Consider the following 13,952-nt stretch of genomic DNA (forward strand, 5'->3'; position numbering starts at 1 on the left):
GCGCTCAGTTGATCGGGAACTGCAGCAGGCACTGATTGGCAAATCGGGTGAAGTCATCGAGCGTTTCGAGCACGTCGCGCCGGTCACGCACCACGCGCAGAGCCGCCTTTTTCTGGCGCCACGTGCCGCTGACGTGCTGGGCCAGGATACCGACGGTGATGTCGAGCATCACGTCCTTTTCCAGGCTCGAAATCCCGCCCGATGATTCCAGAGCGACGGCGGTAAACGCTAGTGTGTTGGCGCAGCGCAGCGCGGCCGCTTCTTCACCGGAATAGGTCTTCTGCCCGGCCCAGAGCGGCCCGGCGCACAGAAGCAGCGCAAGCGCGCAGAGACTGCGGCGCACCGTCAAAAGACCTTGAACGTCATCGTCGTCAGCGACCGCTCAATCCCTTTGATATCCAACAGGTTTTCGTTGATGTACTTGCCCACGTCCGCCTCGGCGGGGATGTAGAGTTTCATCAGCAGATCATAGTCCCCACTGGTCGAGTAGAGCTCGGAGTGGATTTCGCGCAGGGCAATCTCCTCGGCCACGCTGTACGTCGTGCCCGGCGTACAGCGGATCTGGATAAAGACACATGTGGCCATGAACGCTCCTTGTCGGGGCGATGCGCCCTGTGTCCAAGCTGGCATATTGGGCACGGCAGCCGCAATCCCGAATGTCGCATCTTGGCGCGCAGAGATGGGCTGTTATAAGGGCGCGCACCTTCTTTGGGCCGGAGACCCCATGCGCAGCCACACGATCACCCGCACAACCGCCGAAACCGAGATCACCGTGACCCTCGATCTCGATGGGACCGGCGCTTACGACAACCAGACCGGCGTGGGTTTTTTCGACCATATGCTGGACCAGTTGGCGCGCCATTCGCTGATCGACATGACGGTGCGGGCGGCGGGCGATCTGCACATCGACGACCACCACACCGTGGAAGACACCGGCATTGCGATTGGTCAGGCGCTGGCCACGGCCCTGGGCGACAAGCGGGGCATTCGGCGCTATGGCGCCTGCCTTTTGCCAATGGATGATGCGCTCGTGCGCTGTGCGCTGGATTTGTCGGCGCGGCCCTTCCTGATCTGGAATGTCGATCTGCCAACACCGAAGATCGGGAGTTTCGACAGCGAGTTGGTGCGCGAGTTCTTCCAGGCGCTGAGCACCCATGGTGGCATCACGCTGCATGTGGACATGCTGCACGGGCTCAACAGCCACCACATCGCCGAAGCGGCGTTCAAATCGGTGGCACGCGCCCTGCGCGAGGCGGTCGAGGTCGACCCGCGCAAGGCGGATGCGATCCCCTCGACCAAGGGTGCGCTTTGACGTGCTGACGGCCATCATCGACTACGAGAGCGGTAATCTGCACTCGGCGCAGAAGGCGTTCGAGCGCATGGCGGCCGAAACAGGCGGCGGCGAGATCGTAATCACCGGCGACGCCGATGTGGTGGCACGTGCCGACCGGATCGTGCTGCCCGGCGACGGTGCCTTTCCCGCCTGCATGGCGGAGTTGAAGGGGCATTCGGGGCTTTATGACGCGATGGTCGAGGCGGTCGAAGTCAAGGGGCGGCCCTTCATGGGCATCTGCGTCGGGATGCAGCTGATGGCGACATGGGGGCGCGAGTACACCGACACGCGCGGGCTCGATTGGGTGGCGGGTGAGGTGCGCAAGATCGAACCGAATGATCCCGCGCTGAAGGTGCCGCATATGGGCTGGAACGACCTCGTGCTTGATGGGGCGCACCCGGTGTTCGAGGGTGTGCAGACGGGCGAGCATGCCTATTTCGTGCACAGCTACCACATGCAGGTGGCCGACAGCGCGCAGCGGCTGGCGCATGTGGATTACGGCGGCGATGTCACCGCGGTGATCGGCACCGGCACGATGATCGGGCTGCAGTTTCACCCGGAGAAAAGCCAGGCGACCGGGCTGCGGATGATTGCGAATTTTCTGGGCTGGCGACCCTGAGGCTTTGCGCTCCGCCTGCGCCTGCCTCGCCTAACCTGTGACTTTGTAAGCTAGTCCTGCCCCTGTCGCGCCACTACAAGCGGACGCGCGCCAAAGGACACCGTGTTGCCGTCGTCATCGAGGATCGACCAGCGGGCGGCAAAGAGATAGTAGCTGCGCGTCTCCCAGCCGGTCTGATCCCGCTTGAACCGCGGGCGCCACGCCCCTTCGATCAGCACCGGCAGGCGCATGTGGTCGATGTCGGGCGTCGGCAGACCCTTCTCCGCCGCCTCCCGGATGGCCTTGGCTCGGACCATCTGCAGGCGCGCCTCGAGCGGGCCGACTTCCTTGACCCGCCGCCCGGCAAAGGCCACTTCGATCTCGATGGTGCGGTTGACAAAGCCGCGCACCACAAGGTCGTTGCGCCCGTTGTAGGTCGATTGCGGCACCAGCTCGACCTGAAGCTGGCCGACCTTGTTCTTGAAGAGCCCGGAGTCTTCATACTCGGGCGTCACTTCGGAAGCTGGTCTGCGACGTTGCGGCATCTGATGGCTCAGTAACAATTCACCCGGAACACCCCCGCCCGCCCGGCAGGGCGTACAGAGCACCATCATCAAGATAGGCCGAAAGCCGTTAAGGAAGCGTTGCGCCCCGCGTTAAACTGGGACCGCAGAGCCACCCCGTCACTGAACGCGCGCCCAGGTCTGCTTCGAGCAGATCAGCCCGCCTGCGACGCAGCCCGACAGCCGCATGCTGTCGCCGTTGAGGTCGATCTTGCCGAGGTAGATCTTGTTGTTCGAGGGACGCCAGACCTTGCCGCGGTACTTGCCCGCGCCCTCGGGGGCCATGTCAATGACAAGCGTCTTGCCGATGTTCTGCGAGGCATACTCACCTTCCGCATTGAATGTGCGGTCAATGGTGCCGCAAAAGTTAGCCCCACAGGGCGCGATATTGACCAGCGCATAGGCGCCGTCATCTGGCTCGGTCCGCCATGTGCCCTCGATCGGATCGGCCTGCGCGAGCCCGGCGGCGAGCATCAGCGCTGCGGCAAGTGTCATCGGTTTTTTCATCTGGTCCTCCCTGATTGGCTCGCAGAGTTGGCGCGGCCTGCGAAGCGGCGCAAGCATGACCCTGCGTCGCGTTGCAAATCCGCCGCAAACCGTGCAAGAGACGCACCGAACGCCCGGGCGCATCATCAAAAGGCAGGCTGCGTATGATCCTCTATCCCGCCATCGACCTCAAAGACGGGCAGGCCGTGCGCCTGTTGCACGGTGATATGGACCGCGCCACCGTCTTCAACGACGACCCTGCCGCACAGGCGCGCAGCTTCGTGGAGGCGGGCTGTGAGTGGTTGCATCTGGTGGACCTCAACGGCGCTTTCGAAGGCGCGCCCGTCAACGCCGAGCCCGTGCGCGCCATCTTGCGCGAGTGTACGGTGCCGGTTCAGCTGGGCGGTGGGATCCGCGATATGGCCACCATCGAGATGTGGCTGGAGAAGGGGCTGAGCCGGGTGATCCTCGGCACCGTAGCGGTGGAAAACCCCGACCTCGTGCGCGAGGCGGCGCGGACCTTCCCGACCCATGTGGCCGTTGGCATCGACGCGCGCAACGGGTTTGTGGCCACAAAGGGCTGGGCGGAGGAGACCGATGTGCAGGTCACTGACCTCGCAAAGTCCTTCGAGGACGCGGGCGTGGCCGCGATCATCTACACCGACATCCTGCGCGATGGTGCGATGGGCGGGCCCAATATCGCGGCAACGGCGGCGCTCGCGCAGGCGGTCTCGATCCCGGTGATTGCCTCGGGCGGTGTCTCCTCGCTCGATGACCTCATTGCCCTGCGCGATTGTGGCGCAGATTTGAACGGCGCAATCTCGGGCCGCGCGCTCTATGATGGCGCCATCGACCTCGCCGAGGCACTCGCAGCACTGAAAGGGTAAGGGATGGCCCCTGCCGTGATCAAAACCGACCTGCCGCACGACAGCCGTTTGCACAGCTATGTGGCGCCAGGGGATTTCCTCGACTGTTACCAGGTATCAAGCACCCTGCCCGCGCTGACGGCGGCGCAGATCATCGTGGAATTTCCGGGCTGGGCCAAGGCGCTGGTCGCCTTGCGCAGCGTACTGGTGGCGCCCTTTGGCTTGCTGAACGAAGGTACGGGCGACGCGGAAAAGCTCGGGCCTTTCCCGATCGAGCAAACAAGCGACACCGAGGTGATCGCGGGCTTCAACGACAAGCACCTCGAATTCCGCGTGAGCGTGCACAGCGCGCAGGGGCGCGTGTCGCTCGCCACCTGGGTGCATGCGCATAACATTGGCGGGCGCGCCTATCTCGCCGCGATCATGCCGTTCCACATCGCCATTGCCCGCAATGCCCTGGCCCGCATCGCCCGCGCGGGCCCTCTGGCCGGAGCCGCCTGAGCATGCTGAAGACCCGGATCATCCCCTGCCTTGATGTGGCCGAGGGCCGCGTGGTGAAAGGCGTGAACTTCGTCGACCTGCGCGATGCGGGCGACCCGGTCGATGCGGCCATCGCCTATGATGCGGCCGGCGCTGATGAGCTCTGCTTTCTCGACATCACCGCAACCCACGAGAACCGCGCCACCATGTTCGACGTGGTCACCCGCACCGCCGAGCACTGCTATATCCCGCTGACCGTGGGCGGCGGCGTGCGCACCACGGCGGATGTACGGGCACTCCTATTGGCCGGGGCCGACAAGGTGTCCTTCAACTCTGCCGCCGTCGCCAAGCCGGATGTGGTGGCAGAGGCCGCGGATCAGTTTGGCAGCCAGTGCATCGTTGTCGCCATCGATGCCAAGACCGTCAGCCCGGGCAAATGGGAGATCTTCACCCACGGCGGGCGCAAACCCACCGGCATTGATGCCGTTGAGTTCGCGCGGACGGTCACCGCGAAGGGGGCTGGGGAAATCCTGCTGACCTCCATGGACCGCGACGGCACGCGCGCAGGCTTCAACCTGCCGCTCACACGCGCCATTTCCGAGGCCGTCTCGGTGCCCGTTATTGCTTCCGGCGGTGTCGGGACGCTGGATCACCTGGTCGAAGGCGTGACCGAAGGCGGCGCCTCCGCTGTGCTCGCCGCCTCGATCTTCCACTTCGGCGACTACACCATCGCCGAGGCAAAACGGCACATGGCCGCAGCAGGCATCCCGATGAGGCTGACATGACCCTGCACGATCTCTTCATCACCATCGAAGCGCGCAAGACGGCTGATCCCGAGATCAGCTGGACCGCCCAGCTGCTCGCGAAAGGCCCCGAGAAATGCGCCGAGAAGTTCGGTGAAGAGGCCATCGAGGCCATCATCGAAGCGATCAAGGGCGACAAGGCGCGGCTCACGTCCGAGGCCGCCGATGTGCTTTATCATCTGCTGGTGATGCTCGCGGCCTCTGACGTGCGCCTTGACGATGTGCTGGCGGAACTGCAGCGCCGCCAGGGCCAATCGGGTCTGTCGGAAAAAGCGGCGCGCGACAGCTAGGGTCGGCGGGCGGGCGCCTTTGGCCACATGGCCAAACAGAGCCGCCCGACACCCTCAGAGTTTGCTGGAAATCACGCCTGTCGCGAAGCCGCCCATGCGCAGCTCACCATAGAGCCGCTGATACTCGATCTTGGGGCACCGGTTCTGCACCACGGTCACCCCGCGCGCCTCCGCCTTGGCGGCGGCCTCGGCGTGCGAAACACCGATCTGCATCCAGATCGTCTGCAAATCCGCAAACCGCTCCAGCGCTTCATCGACAATCTGCGGCACAGCCTCCGACCGTCGGAAGATGTCGACCATGTCCACGGCGCCCTCGATGTCCGACAGCGTGGCACGCACCTCGCGCCCGAACAGCATCTGTCCGGCATGACCCGGGTTCACCGGCACCACCTCAAAGCCCTTAAGATCGAGATAGCGTGCCACATAGTAGCTCGGGCGCACCGGGTTCATCGACACACCCACCACCGCAATGCGCCGCGTGCGGGTCAGAATCGAGCGAAGCAGGTCATCGGAATAGGTCACCCTCCCCTCCTAGCGGAGCCCAGGGCCGAAAAAAAGGCGCCCGATGCTAAAAAGCAAAGGGCGCGAAGAGGTACGGAACGAGGGACAGTCATGAAATCAAAAGGCGTTCCGAGCCTTTCGACATGACACTTAAGTAAGCACGCACGCGTGCTAATCCAGACTGTCTCGCAAATCTGTGAACGAAACCTTAATTTCTGTGGCCAAAAGCCGCCGATCTTTAGTCAAAGATGTCTTCGATGACATCAAAGGCTTCTTCCATCAGATGCCGCATCAGCCCCTTGCGCTTCTTGTAGGTCTTGCGGCGCTTCTTCGGCTTCCTGTGCTTTCGATAGGGCTCATCGGCATAGGTCTTCCGCACCGCCGAGGGGCGCACCAGCTCGGTCTTGCCCGGATGTTCCTGCGGCAGGCGCTTGAGCTCATGCAGAGGCGCGCCGCAGCTTGAACAGGCCAGCTCATGCCGATTGCGCCCCAGAACCAGCGCTGCACGGGTGCCGCAGTAACAGCAGGTTGCGATCTTCGTCGTATGAGCCATTCCTGTCCCCTCACCCGCCGCGCGTCAGGCCGGGGGTTTAGATGCATATAAGGCGATTGCGGCGGCATTCGAGACGTTGAGCGAGCCAAATCCGCCTCCCGCGTCGATCCGCACCAGCGCATCCACCGTCTCCTTGGTCTTGGCGCGCAGGCCCGGACCCTCGGCGCCCAGCACCAGCGCCACGGGCCGATCGCGCTTGCCTTCGAGTGCGGCCTCGATGGTCTCGCTCGCCGCGCCATCGAGCCCAAGGACAAGGTACCCCATGCGCTGCAGCTCCGCGATGGCATCGGCAAGGTTGCGCACCCGCACATAGGGCTGCCGCTCCAGCGCCCCGCTCGCGGTCTTGGCCAGCGCCCCGGTCTCGGGTGCGGAATGATGCCGCGTGCCGATCACCGCCGATGCCCCCAACACCTCCGCCGAGCGCAGGATCGCGCCCACATTGTGCGGATCTGTCACCCGGTCTAGCATCACCACGCGCGGCGCGGCAGGCCCGATGCACACCTGCTCCAAAGACCCCCAGTCGAGCGGCTTGACCTCCAGCGCTGCGCCCTGATGCACCGATCCGGGATCTAGCGGTGCGGAGAACTTGCGCGGATCGACAACCTCGGGTGTCATCCCGCTTTCGGCGATGGCCTCGGCCAGCTTGCCCTGCGCATTCAGCGTCACGATCAGCCGCAGCCTCCTGCGCGCCGGGTTGAGCAGCGCATCGCGGACCGCGTGCAGCCCAAAGAGCCACACCGTCTCCTGACCTCGCGCCTTCTTGTCCTGCTCTTTCTGGACAACCCACTTGGGTTTTTTCATCATGGCGGCCCCATGGTTTGCGGCGTCGAAAAAGCATGTGATTTCGCCTTGACGCCTCTCAGCACCGCTTGTAATCACGCCTTCACCGCGGGTGCAACTGACCTCGCGGCGTGGGCGACAGGCCGCAAGGTGTGGCAGGGGACTGTAACTCCCTCGCGGAGACGCACGCCTGGTTCGATTCCAGGGTCGCCCACCATCTCACTCCCTCAAGTTGTAACGTGGCTACAAGCTCAAGCCGACGCGCCTGCGGGCACCGATCGATCCCCCGGATCGATCCTGCGCTCAACGGCAGTGGCAGCGGCCACCTGCGGTTCCCTCGCGGAGACGCACGCCTGGTTCGAATTGAGGTCCGCTCTCACCGTTTTTCTTCAACAGGTCGTACGGCGGAGCCAAAGGACATCAGACGCCAGCGAGCACCTCGATCTCGACCAGGAGCTCCGGACTCGCGAGGGCGGCCACGACCAGTGTTGTGACTGCAGGCGGTGTCTCGCTGTGCCAGCGGCTCTGGCGGATCGTTGACAGCTGCGGCAGGTCTTCGGCTCGTGTCAGGTAATAGGTCACGCGCAGGATGTCGGACAGAGTCATGTCGCTGGCAGCCAGCAGGGCCTCCACATGATCCATCGCCTGATGGCACTGGGCTGCAAAGTCTGATGGTGTCGGCCCGTCCAGCGGGATACCGATCTGCCCTGACAGCGCGATCAACCGGCTGGGCGCGTCAAGTTGGGTGCCGTGGGTGTAGATGCCCGCAAACGGCGGCCGGACGGGGCGCACGGTATCAGGGGTCAGTCTGGTGAGCATGGGGAGTGTCCTTGTTGCTGAGGTGGCGCCCGGACCCTAGCGATGCACGGCACCACCGAACCAATCAAAACCGCCCGTGCCGACAGAAGCAGGGCTTATGGACAGACGCCCCGTTTGCCCTGTTCGCAAGCGCACCAGGGCGCGCGGCCATAAGTCCAGCCGATCCGTAAACTCACGGTGTTCAAAGCGCTTTTGCCACAGGTCACTTGACCCTATAGTTGCACAACACAGCAGACAGACAGGCGCAGATGGCCGAGACGGCTGAGACATCCCACGGCAGATTCAACGTTGTGATCGTCGCTCAAAAGGGGCGGCTGACCTATGAGGCGCTGCTCTTTGCGGCGTCGCTGCGCCATATGACCCCGGATTTCAAAGGCCGCCTGCTGATCGCCGAGCCGCAGCCGGGCCCACTCTGGCCCGGGGACCCGCGCATCTCGGACCGCGCCGCGCTGGAGCTGTTGCAGGCCCTTGAGGCCGAGGTTGTCCCCTTCGAGGCCCGGCATTTCGGCGCCGCCTATCCGCATGGCAACAAGATCGAGATGCTGCGCGCGCTGCCGGAAAACGAGCCTTTCGTCTTTTTCGACACCGACACGCTGATCACCGGCGACCTGATGAGCGTGCCCTTTGATTTCGACCGCCCGTCCGCCTCGTTGCGCCGCGAGGGCACCTGGCCGAAACCCGAGCTTTACGGCCCGGGCTATGCGGCGCTTTGGACGTCGCTCTATGACAAGTTCGGGCTGGACTTCGACAGCTCGCTCGATCTGAGCGAGCCGGATGAGTATTGGAAGCGCTATCTCTATTTCAATGCGGGCTATTTCTTCTATCGCTGTCCCCGGGAGTTTGGGGCTCTCTTCGAGGATTACGCGGTTGCCATCCGCGACGATCCTCCGCAGGCGCTTTGTGCACAGGAGCTTTATCCGTGGCTCGACCAGATCGCGCTGCCGCTGGTGATCCACGCGCTTGGCGGCGGGCGCGACACGCTGCCGCCCGGGTTGCTAGACGGCTCGGTGAGCTGCCACTACCGGCATTTTCCGCTGCTCTACGCCCGGGAGGGCGATCACGTGATCAAGGTGCTCGAAGAGATCACAGCGCCGAACAAGCTGAAAAAGGTGCTGAAAGCGCATGAGCCGATCAAGCGCATGGTCTACCAGGGCCGCGGCGCAAAAGTGCGCGCGCTCTTTGATCAGGACCACCTGCCGCGGCGCGAACAGGCGATCAGAAACCGCATCAAATCCAACGGCTTCTGGATGCGCTGAGGCGCCCTGCCCTTGTATGCCTGACGGGCTTGGCCTAACGATACCGGCAAAACACGTCCTCAGGAGGAACCCCAATGACAGATGGCCCCGATTATGGCTTCGACACGCTGCAGATCCACGCAGGCGCGCGGCCCGACCCGGCCACCGGTGCCCGGCAGACGCCGATTTACCAGACGACCGCCTATGTCTTCCGGGATGCGGATCATGCCGCCGCGCTGTTTAATCTGCAGGAAGTGGGCTTCATCTATTCGCGGCTGACCAACCCGACGGTCGCGGTGCTGCAGGAGCGGATCGCGACGCTTGAGGGCGGCGTGGGGGCGGCCTGCTGCTCCTCGGGTCACGCGGCACAGATCATGGCGCTCTTTCCGCTGATGAGCCCAGGCAAGAACATTGTGGCGTCCACTAGGCTCTATGGCGGCACGGTCACGCAGTTCAGCCATACGATCAAGCGCTTCGGTTGGGAGTGCACCTTCGTTGATTTCGACGACCTTGATGCGGTCAAGGCAGCGATCAATGACGATACGCGGGCGGTTTTCTGTGAAGCCATTGCCAACCCAGGCGGCTACATTACGGACCTCGATGCGATCTCGAAAATCTCGGATGCCGCGGGCATTCCGCTGATCGTCGATAACACCTCGGCCACGCCCTATCTCTGCCGTCCTATCGAGCATGGCGCGACGCTGGTGGTGCATTCGACCACGAAGTACCTCACGGGCAATGGCACCGTGACAGGCGGTTGCGTTGTGGATTCGGGCAAATTCGACTGGTCGGCGAATGACAAGTTCCCGTCATTGAGCGAGCCCGAGCCCGCCTATCACGGGCTGAAGTTCCACGAGACGTTTGGGCCGCTGGCCTTCACCTTCCACTCCATCGCCATCGGGCTGCGAGACCTCGGGCTCACCATGAACCCGCAGGCGGCGCATTACACGCTGATGGGCACCGAGACGCTCAGCCTGCGCATGGAGAAGCACGTGGAGAACGCGGAAGCCGTGGCGGGCTGGCTCGAGAAGGACCCGCGGGTCGAGTATGTGACCTATGCGGGGCTGAAATCCTCGCCTTATTTCGACCGGGTGAAGAAGATCTGTCCGCGCGGCGCGGGCGGGCTTTTCACCTTTGCGATCAAGGGCGGCTACGACTCATGCGTGAAATTCGTGAACGCGTTGGAGATTTTCAGCCATGTGGCCAACCTCGGCGATACGCGCAGCCTTGTGATCCACTCCGCCTCGACGACCCACCGGCAGTTGACGGCCGAGCAGCAGGAAGCGGCGGGCGCCGGGCCGGGTGTCGTCCGGATTTCCATCGGCACGGAAAACGCGCAGGATTTGATCGCGGACCTCGATCAGGCGCTATCCAAAGCGACAAGCTGACCTGGTCAGGCCGCTATGCAAAAGGGCGCCACCGGGGCGCCCTTTTTCGTTTGGTCTGGGGCCAGGGTCACTCGGCAATCGCAAAGACGATGTTCACCTCCGCAGCCACCGAGACCTCGCCCTGCGCAATCGGCACATCCGCGGCCATCCGGGCTGTCGCCATCTCCATCATCTGCGGCCGGGGCGCGCCTCCCTGCTCGCTGATGCTCTGGATCGGGCCCAGGGTCACGCCGGCCGCCTCGGCAAGCTGTTGGGCGCGATCCAACGCATCGGCCACGGCTGCAGCGCGTGCCGCATCCTGGGCGGGTTTGGGCTCCTGCAGGCCGAAGGACAGCCCGTTGAAGGAGTTCGCACCATCGGTGATCACGAGGTCAAGCACACGCCCAAGCGCATCGAGATCGCGCACGCGCACCATCAGCATGTTGCTGGCCACGAAGCCGGTGATCCGGCGGTCATTCGAGTTGTAATCTGACCAGACCGGCTGCAGCGAGAGCTGGTCTGTCTGCATGTCGCGCGCATCGATGCCGGCCTCTTCCAAGCGACCGAGGACGGCAGCGACCCCTTCGGTCGTGGCGGCCATGGCATCCGCGGCCTGCTTGGCCTGGTGCGTGACGCCGAGGCGCAGCATCGCCATGTCAGGCACCGTCTCGACCGAACCGATCCCTGTGACGGTGATCACCCGGTCCTCCTCCGCCACGGCGACCCCGGCCACGAGGATCACCGCCAGCAGTGCGTTCAAAACATATCTCATCGTTATTCTCCTGATTGCAGCGGCATCTGATACAGGCGGTTCCTGCGGAGCAAGCGGTTAACGCCCCGTTTACTTTTCCTCGGCAAAGACCTGCTGTATGCTTCACCCGCGTCGGAACCATCTGTGCAAGCTCTATCATGACTGGTAAACCCACGACATGAAACCAAACTTCGCGCTGTCTCTTTCGTTCGAGAGCATTCGCCTGTTGCATCGCGTCACCGGCGGCTGGCGCGTGGTCGGCGAAGTTTCGCCGGAGGCGGACGATCTGACAGCCGAACTCGCGGCGCTGCGCAAGACCGGCACGGCCCTGGCACCGAATGGGCTGCGCTGCAAATTGGTGATCCCGAACGAACAGATCCGCTATCTGACGCTCGACACAGCGGGGCTCAGCCTGTCGGAGGCCCGCGATGCCGCGCGCGAGGCTTTGAGCGACGCGACGCCCTATCCGGTGGAAGACCTGGCCTTCGACGTGGTGCAGGTGGGCGGGACCACGCAGGTCGCCGCGGTGGCGCTTGAGACGTTGCAGGAGGCGGAGGAATTCGCCACCGAACATCGCTTTCATCCCGTTAGTTTCGTGGCCATTCCCGGTGATAACCCCTTCGCGGGCGAGCCCTATTTCGGACCGGCCCAGGGCACACGCGCCCTGCTTCAGCCCGGACAGACGGTCGAGCCGGACGCCGAGGCAATCGCTCTTGTGGGCGCCGTCGAAGAGACCGACGGCCCCGTGGCCGAGGTTGCAGAGAGCGCACCCGTGGTCGAGGCGCCCGACCCGGTGGACACGCCCGCGCCCGCCTTCAAGTCGGCCCGTGGTGCCCCCGAAGTCGAAGCGCAAAGCACGCTGGATGAAGCGCTGGCGAGCCTGCGCGCGGATAGCGTGCCGCCAGCGGGCGTGACCGATCCGACGTTGCCGCCGCGTGACGTGGACGTGGTGACCCCGTCTTTTGCCAGCCGCCGCACATCCGACACGCCGGTGCCGCCGATCTATGAGCCGGCGGTCGAACAGCCCCAGCCTCTGCAGGGGTTTGCGGAGCCGGCCGAACCCTTTGTGCCGAAGCCGCCCAGCAAACCGAGATCGGTGCGCGCGCCAGTCCCTGCGGCGGGCCCTGTGACACCAAAGGTGCGCAATGAGGCCGAGCGCATGACCGTGTTCGGCGCGCGCAACAGCGCGCCGGAAGCAGCGGGCGCCAAGCGCTTGCCGCTCGGCATGACCGCGGCCCTTGTCGTGGTATTGGCCGGGCTCGGCACCTGGTCCTTTGGCAGCCTGCAGGACACGGTTGCGGGCTGGACCGGACGCAGCGCGCCCGAAGGCCCTGAAATCACGGCGATCGAAGTGGCGCCGCCTGTGCAGTCGCCAGAGGACACCGGAAGTTCCGAGCAGGATCTCGCATCGCTGCAACCCGGTCTCAGCGATGAAGATGCCGCGGTGCTCGACGCGCTGCGCACGCCGCTGGTCACCGACGCGCCGGACAGCCTCAGCACCGAAGAACTGCGTGCCTCATACGCGGTGACGGGCATCTGGCCGCAAGCGCCCGACGTGCCTACGCCCGGCCCGCAGGTCGATATCGAAGATCTCTATGTCACCAGCATTGACCCCATTGAGCCCGCCTTTGACGCCGTGGCCCTGCCCGATGTCGCGTCATTCGACCGCGATGTGCTTTTTGACGCGCCAGGCTCGCCCGCTGCGGCAGGAACGACCTTTGCGCTCGATGATCGCGGGCTCGTCGTGGCCAGCGCGGATGGCACGCTGAACCCTGATGGCGTCAAGATTTTTGCAGGTGCGCCACCGCTGCGCCCCACGGCCTTTCCGAGCCGCGACGCGGAAGACACAGTCGCATTAAGCCCGATCCAGACCGAGTTCGCGGAGTATCGGCCCCGCACGCGCCCCGCGGATCTCATTGAGAACACCGAACGCGCCGTGCTCGATGGGCTGACCCGCGACGAGCTTGCCGAACTGCGCCCACCCGTGCGCCCGACACCACCCGCCGTGGTGGCGAGTGCGGCCAGCGCGAGCCTTGTGCCTCTCGATGACACAGGCTCGGTCAGCATTGAGGCCAGCAACAGCCGTCTTGCCCTCGCAGCCTCGCTGCGGCCGGACGCACGGCCCAGCAACTTCAACCAGATCGTGGCACGTGCCCAGCAAACCGCAGCCTCCGCTGCCGCCGTGGGTGCGGCGAGCATCGCTGCCCCCGCCCCGCGCGCCGTTGCCCCGCAAATCCCGTCGAGCGCATCCGTCGCGCGCGAAGCAACGCTGCGCAACGCGATCAACCTGCGCAAGGTCAACCTGATCGGGGTCTACGGCACACCCTCTGCGCGGCGCGCGTTGGTCCGCCTGTCAAACGGCCGCTACAAGAAAGTCCAGGTTGGAGACCGGATCGACGGTGGCCGCGTCTCCGCCATCGGCGAAGGCGAGCTGCGCTACCAGCGACGCGGACGCAATATCGTTCTCAAGATGCCCAAAGGCTGACAGCGGCGGGAGCCCCGCTTCACCAGCAGGTGGGGTGGGCTT

The 13,952-nt window shown here is 64.5% G+C and carries 18 protein-coding genes and 1 tRNA gene; 10 read left to right on the forward strand and 9 right to left on the reverse strand.

What is annotated here, in order from left to right; all coding sequences use genetic code 11:
* Positions 1-4: 4 nt before the first annotated feature.
* Together ACVC7O_RS13955 and ACVC7O_RS13960 are read right to left on the reverse strand one after the other, a co-directional pair.
* The gene (locus ACVC7O_RS13955; protein ID WP_458322724.1) at positions 5-343 is read right to left on the reverse strand and encodes a hypothetical protein; all 339 of its coding nucleotides are present in this window, start codon (positions 341-343) and stop codon (positions 5-7) included.
* A gap of 2 nt (positions 344-345) precedes the next feature.
* Positions 346-585: an Lrp/AsnC ligand binding domain-containing protein gene (locus ACVC7O_RS13960; protein ID WP_458322725.1), complete on the reverse strand. Its 240-nt coding sequence runs from the start codon at positions 583-585 to the stop codon at positions 346-348.
* 139 nt (positions 586-724) lie between these two features.
* On the opposite strand from ACVC7O_RS13960, the gene hisB reads away from it, so the two are divergent.
* Together hisB and hisH are read left to right on the forward strand one after the other, a co-directional pair.
* On the forward strand, positions 725-1,312 hold the full coding sequence (gene hisB / locus ACVC7O_RS13965) for an imidazoleglycerol-phosphate dehydratase HisB (RefSeq protein ID WP_458322726.1): 588 nt from the start codon (positions 725-727) through the stop codon (positions 1,310-1,312).
* Position 1,313: 1 nt separating this feature from the next.
* Positions 1,314-1,952, forward strand: coding sequence for an imidazole glycerol phosphate synthase subunit HisH (gene hisH, locus ACVC7O_RS13970; RefSeq protein ID WP_458322727.1), 639 nt, complete (start codon positions 1,314-1,316; stop codon positions 1,950-1,952).
* 50 nt (positions 1,953-2,002) lie between these two features.
* On the opposite strand, the gene ACVC7O_RS13975 is transcribed toward hisH, so the two are convergent.
* Entirely contained in the window at positions 2,003-2,476 is a 474-nt protein-coding gene (locus tag ACVC7O_RS13975) for a hypothetical protein (RefSeq protein WP_458322728.1), read from the reverse strand.
* Between the two features lie 138 nt (positions 2,477-2,614).
* Positions 2,615-3,001, reverse strand: coding sequence for a DUF2147 domain-containing protein (locus tag ACVC7O_RS13980; RefSeq protein ID WP_458322729.1), 387 nt, complete (start codon positions 2,999-3,001; stop codon positions 2,615-2,617).
* A 143-nt stretch (positions 3,002-3,144) separates the two neighbouring features.
* Between ACVC7O_RS13980 and hisA the strand changes: the two genes are divergently transcribed.
* From hisA to ACVC7O_RS14000, 4 genes are read left to right on the forward strand one after another with little or no spacing between them, the layout of a single operon-like run.
* A complete protein-coding gene (gene hisA, locus ACVC7O_RS13985) occupies positions 3,145-3,867 on the forward strand; it encodes a 1-(5-phosphoribosyl)-5-[(5-phosphoribosylamino)methylideneamino]imidazole-4-carboxamide isomerase (protein ID WP_458322730.1) in 723 nt (240 codons plus the stop codon).
* A gap of 3 nt (positions 3,868-3,870) precedes the next feature.
* Positions 3,871-4,347, forward strand: coding sequence for a DUF2867 domain-containing protein (locus ACVC7O_RS13990; protein WP_458322731.1), 477 nt, complete (start codon positions 3,871-3,873; stop codon positions 4,345-4,347).
* A 2-nt stretch (positions 4,348-4,349) separates the two neighbouring features.
* Entirely contained in the window at positions 4,350-5,111 is a 762-nt protein-coding gene (gene hisF, locus ACVC7O_RS13995; RefSeq protein WP_458322732.1) for an imidazole glycerol phosphate synthase subunit HisF, read from the forward strand.
* Positions 5,108-5,419 carry a phosphoribosyl-ATP diphosphatase gene (locus ACVC7O_RS14000; RefSeq protein ID WP_458322733.1) on the forward strand — a complete coding sequence of 104 codons (312 nt, stop codon included), beginning with the start codon at positions 5,108-5,110 and terminating at the stop codon, positions 5,417-5,419. The genes hisF and ACVC7O_RS14000 overlap by 4 nt, the downstream gene beginning before the upstream one ends.
* A 54-nt stretch (positions 5,420-5,473) precedes the next feature.
* Here ACVC7O_RS14000 and ACVC7O_RS14005 read toward each other — a convergent pair whose 3' ends face one another.
* The 3 genes from ACVC7O_RS14005 to rlmB form a co-directional block, all read right to left on the reverse strand.
* Positions 5,474-5,941, reverse strand: a complete 468-nt coding sequence (locus ACVC7O_RS14005) for a CoA-binding protein (RefSeq protein ID WP_458322734.1) — start codon at positions 5,939-5,941, stop codon at positions 5,474-5,476.
* 217 nt (positions 5,942-6,158) lie between these two features.
* Positions 6,159-6,473, reverse strand: coding sequence for a hypothetical protein (locus tag ACVC7O_RS14010; RefSeq protein WP_458322735.1), 315 nt, complete (start codon positions 6,471-6,473; stop codon positions 6,159-6,161).
* A gap of 24 nt (positions 6,474-6,497) precedes the next feature.
* Positions 6,498-7,274 (reverse strand): 23S rRNA (guanosine(2251)-2'-O)-methyltransferase RlmB, encoded by a 777-nt coding sequence (gene rlmB, locus ACVC7O_RS14015; protein ID WP_458326097.1) that lies wholly within the window; start codon positions 7,272-7,274, stop codon positions 6,498-6,500.
* Positions 7,275-7,386: 112 nt separating this feature from the next.
* Here rlmB and ACVC7O_RS14020 point away from each other — a divergent pair.
* Positions 7,387-7,470 (forward strand) — tRNA-Tyr (locus tag ACVC7O_RS14020).
* A 203-nt stretch (positions 7,471-7,673) separates the two neighbouring features.
* Here the strand turns inward: ACVC7O_RS14020 and ACVC7O_RS14025 are convergent.
* Positions 7,674-8,072: a RidA family protein gene (locus tag ACVC7O_RS14025; RefSeq protein ID WP_458322736.1), complete on the reverse strand. Its 399-nt coding sequence runs from the start codon at positions 8,070-8,072 to the stop codon at positions 7,674-7,676.
* Positions 8,073-8,320: 248 nt separating this feature from the next.
* On the opposite strand from ACVC7O_RS14025, the gene ACVC7O_RS14030 reads away from it, so the two are divergent.
* Both ACVC7O_RS14030 and ACVC7O_RS14035 read left to right on the forward strand, forming a co-directional pair.
* Positions 8,321-9,328 carry a hypothetical protein gene (locus ACVC7O_RS14030; RefSeq protein ID WP_458322737.1) on the forward strand — a complete coding sequence of 336 codons (1,008 nt, stop codon included), beginning with the start codon at positions 8,321-8,323 and terminating at the stop codon, positions 9,326-9,328.
* Positions 9,329-9,402: 74 nt separating this feature from the next.
* A complete protein-coding gene (locus tag ACVC7O_RS14035; RefSeq protein WP_458322738.1) occupies positions 9,403-10,695 on the forward strand; it encodes an O-acetylhomoserine aminocarboxypropyltransferase/cysteine synthase family protein in 1,293 nt (430 codons plus the stop codon).
* 67 nt (positions 10,696-10,762) lie between these two features.
* Here the strand turns inward: ACVC7O_RS14035 and ACVC7O_RS14040 are convergent, their stop codons facing one another.
* Positions 10,763-11,446, reverse strand: a complete 684-nt coding sequence (locus tag ACVC7O_RS14040) for an SIMPL domain-containing protein (protein ID WP_458322739.1) — start codon at positions 11,444-11,446, stop codon at positions 10,763-10,765.
* A gap of 157 nt (positions 11,447-11,603) precedes the next feature.
* Here ACVC7O_RS14040 and ACVC7O_RS14045 point away from each other — a divergent pair, with 157 nt between their 5' ends.
* Complete coding sequence (locus ACVC7O_RS14045) at positions 11,604-13,910, forward strand: hypothetical protein (RefSeq protein ID WP_458322740.1); 2,307 nt, start codon at positions 11,604-11,606, stop codon at positions 13,908-13,910.
* Positions 13,911-13,952 lie beyond the last annotated feature (42 nt).

The organism is Roseobacter cerffii (assembly GCF_054226325.1).

Excerpts from the sequence above, each read along its gene's own strand:
- ACVC7O_RS13960 (WP_458322725.1), bottom strand. The coding sequence starts at position 585 with ATGGCCACATGTGTCTTTATCCAGATCCGCTGTACGCCGGGCACGACG.
- hisB (WP_458322726.1), top strand. The coding sequence starts at position 725 with ATGCGCAGCCACACGATCACCCGCACAACCGCCGAAACCGAGATCACC.
- ACVC7O_RS13975 (WP_458322728.1), bottom strand. The coding sequence starts at position 2,476 with ATGCCGCAACGTCGCAGACCAGCTTCCGAAGTGACGCCCGAGTATGAA.
- ACVC7O_RS13980 (WP_458322729.1), bottom strand. The coding sequence starts at position 3,001 with ATGAAAAAACCGATGACACTTGCCGCAGCGCTGATGCTCGCCGCCGGG.
- hisA (WP_458322730.1), top strand. The coding sequence starts at position 3,145 with ATGATCCTCTATCCCGCCATCGACCTCAAAGACGGGCAGGCCGTGCGC.
- ACVC7O_RS13990 (WP_458322731.1), top strand. The coding sequence starts at position 3,871 with ATGGCCCCTGCCGTGATCAAAACCGACCTGCCGCACGACAGCCGTTTG.
- hisF (WP_458322732.1), top strand. The coding sequence starts at position 4,350 with ATGCTGAAGACCCGGATCATCCCCTGCCTTGATGTGGCCGAGGGCCGC.
- ACVC7O_RS14000 (WP_458322733.1), top strand. The coding sequence starts at position 5,108 with ATGACCCTGCACGATCTCTTCATCACCATCGAAGCGCGCAAGACGGCT.
- ACVC7O_RS14010 (WP_458322735.1), bottom strand. The coding sequence starts at position 6,473 with ATGGCTCATACGACGAAGATCGCAACCTGCTGTTACTGCGGCACCCGT.
- rlmB (WP_458326097.1), bottom strand. The coding sequence starts at position 7,274 with ATGAAAAAACCCAAGTGGGTTGTCCAGAAAGAGCAGGACAAGAAGGCG.
- ACVC7O_RS14025 (WP_458322736.1), bottom strand. The coding sequence starts at position 8,072 with ATGCTCACCAGACTGACCCCTGATACCGTGCGCCCCGTCCGGCCGCCG.
- ACVC7O_RS14030 (WP_458322737.1), top strand. The coding sequence starts at position 8,321 with ATGGCCGAGACGGCTGAGACATCCCACGGCAGATTCAACGTTGTGATC.
- ACVC7O_RS14035 (WP_458322738.1), top strand. The coding sequence starts at position 9,403 with ATGACAGATGGCCCCGATTATGGCTTCGACACGCTGCAGATCCACGCA.
- ACVC7O_RS14040 (WP_458322739.1), bottom strand. The coding sequence starts at position 11,446 with ATGAGATATGTTTTGAACGCACTGCTGGCGGTGATCCTCGTGGCCGGG.
- ACVC7O_RS14045 (WP_458322740.1), top strand. The coding sequence starts at position 11,604 with ATGAAACCAAACTTCGCGCTGTCTCTTTCGTTCGAGAGCATTCGCCTG.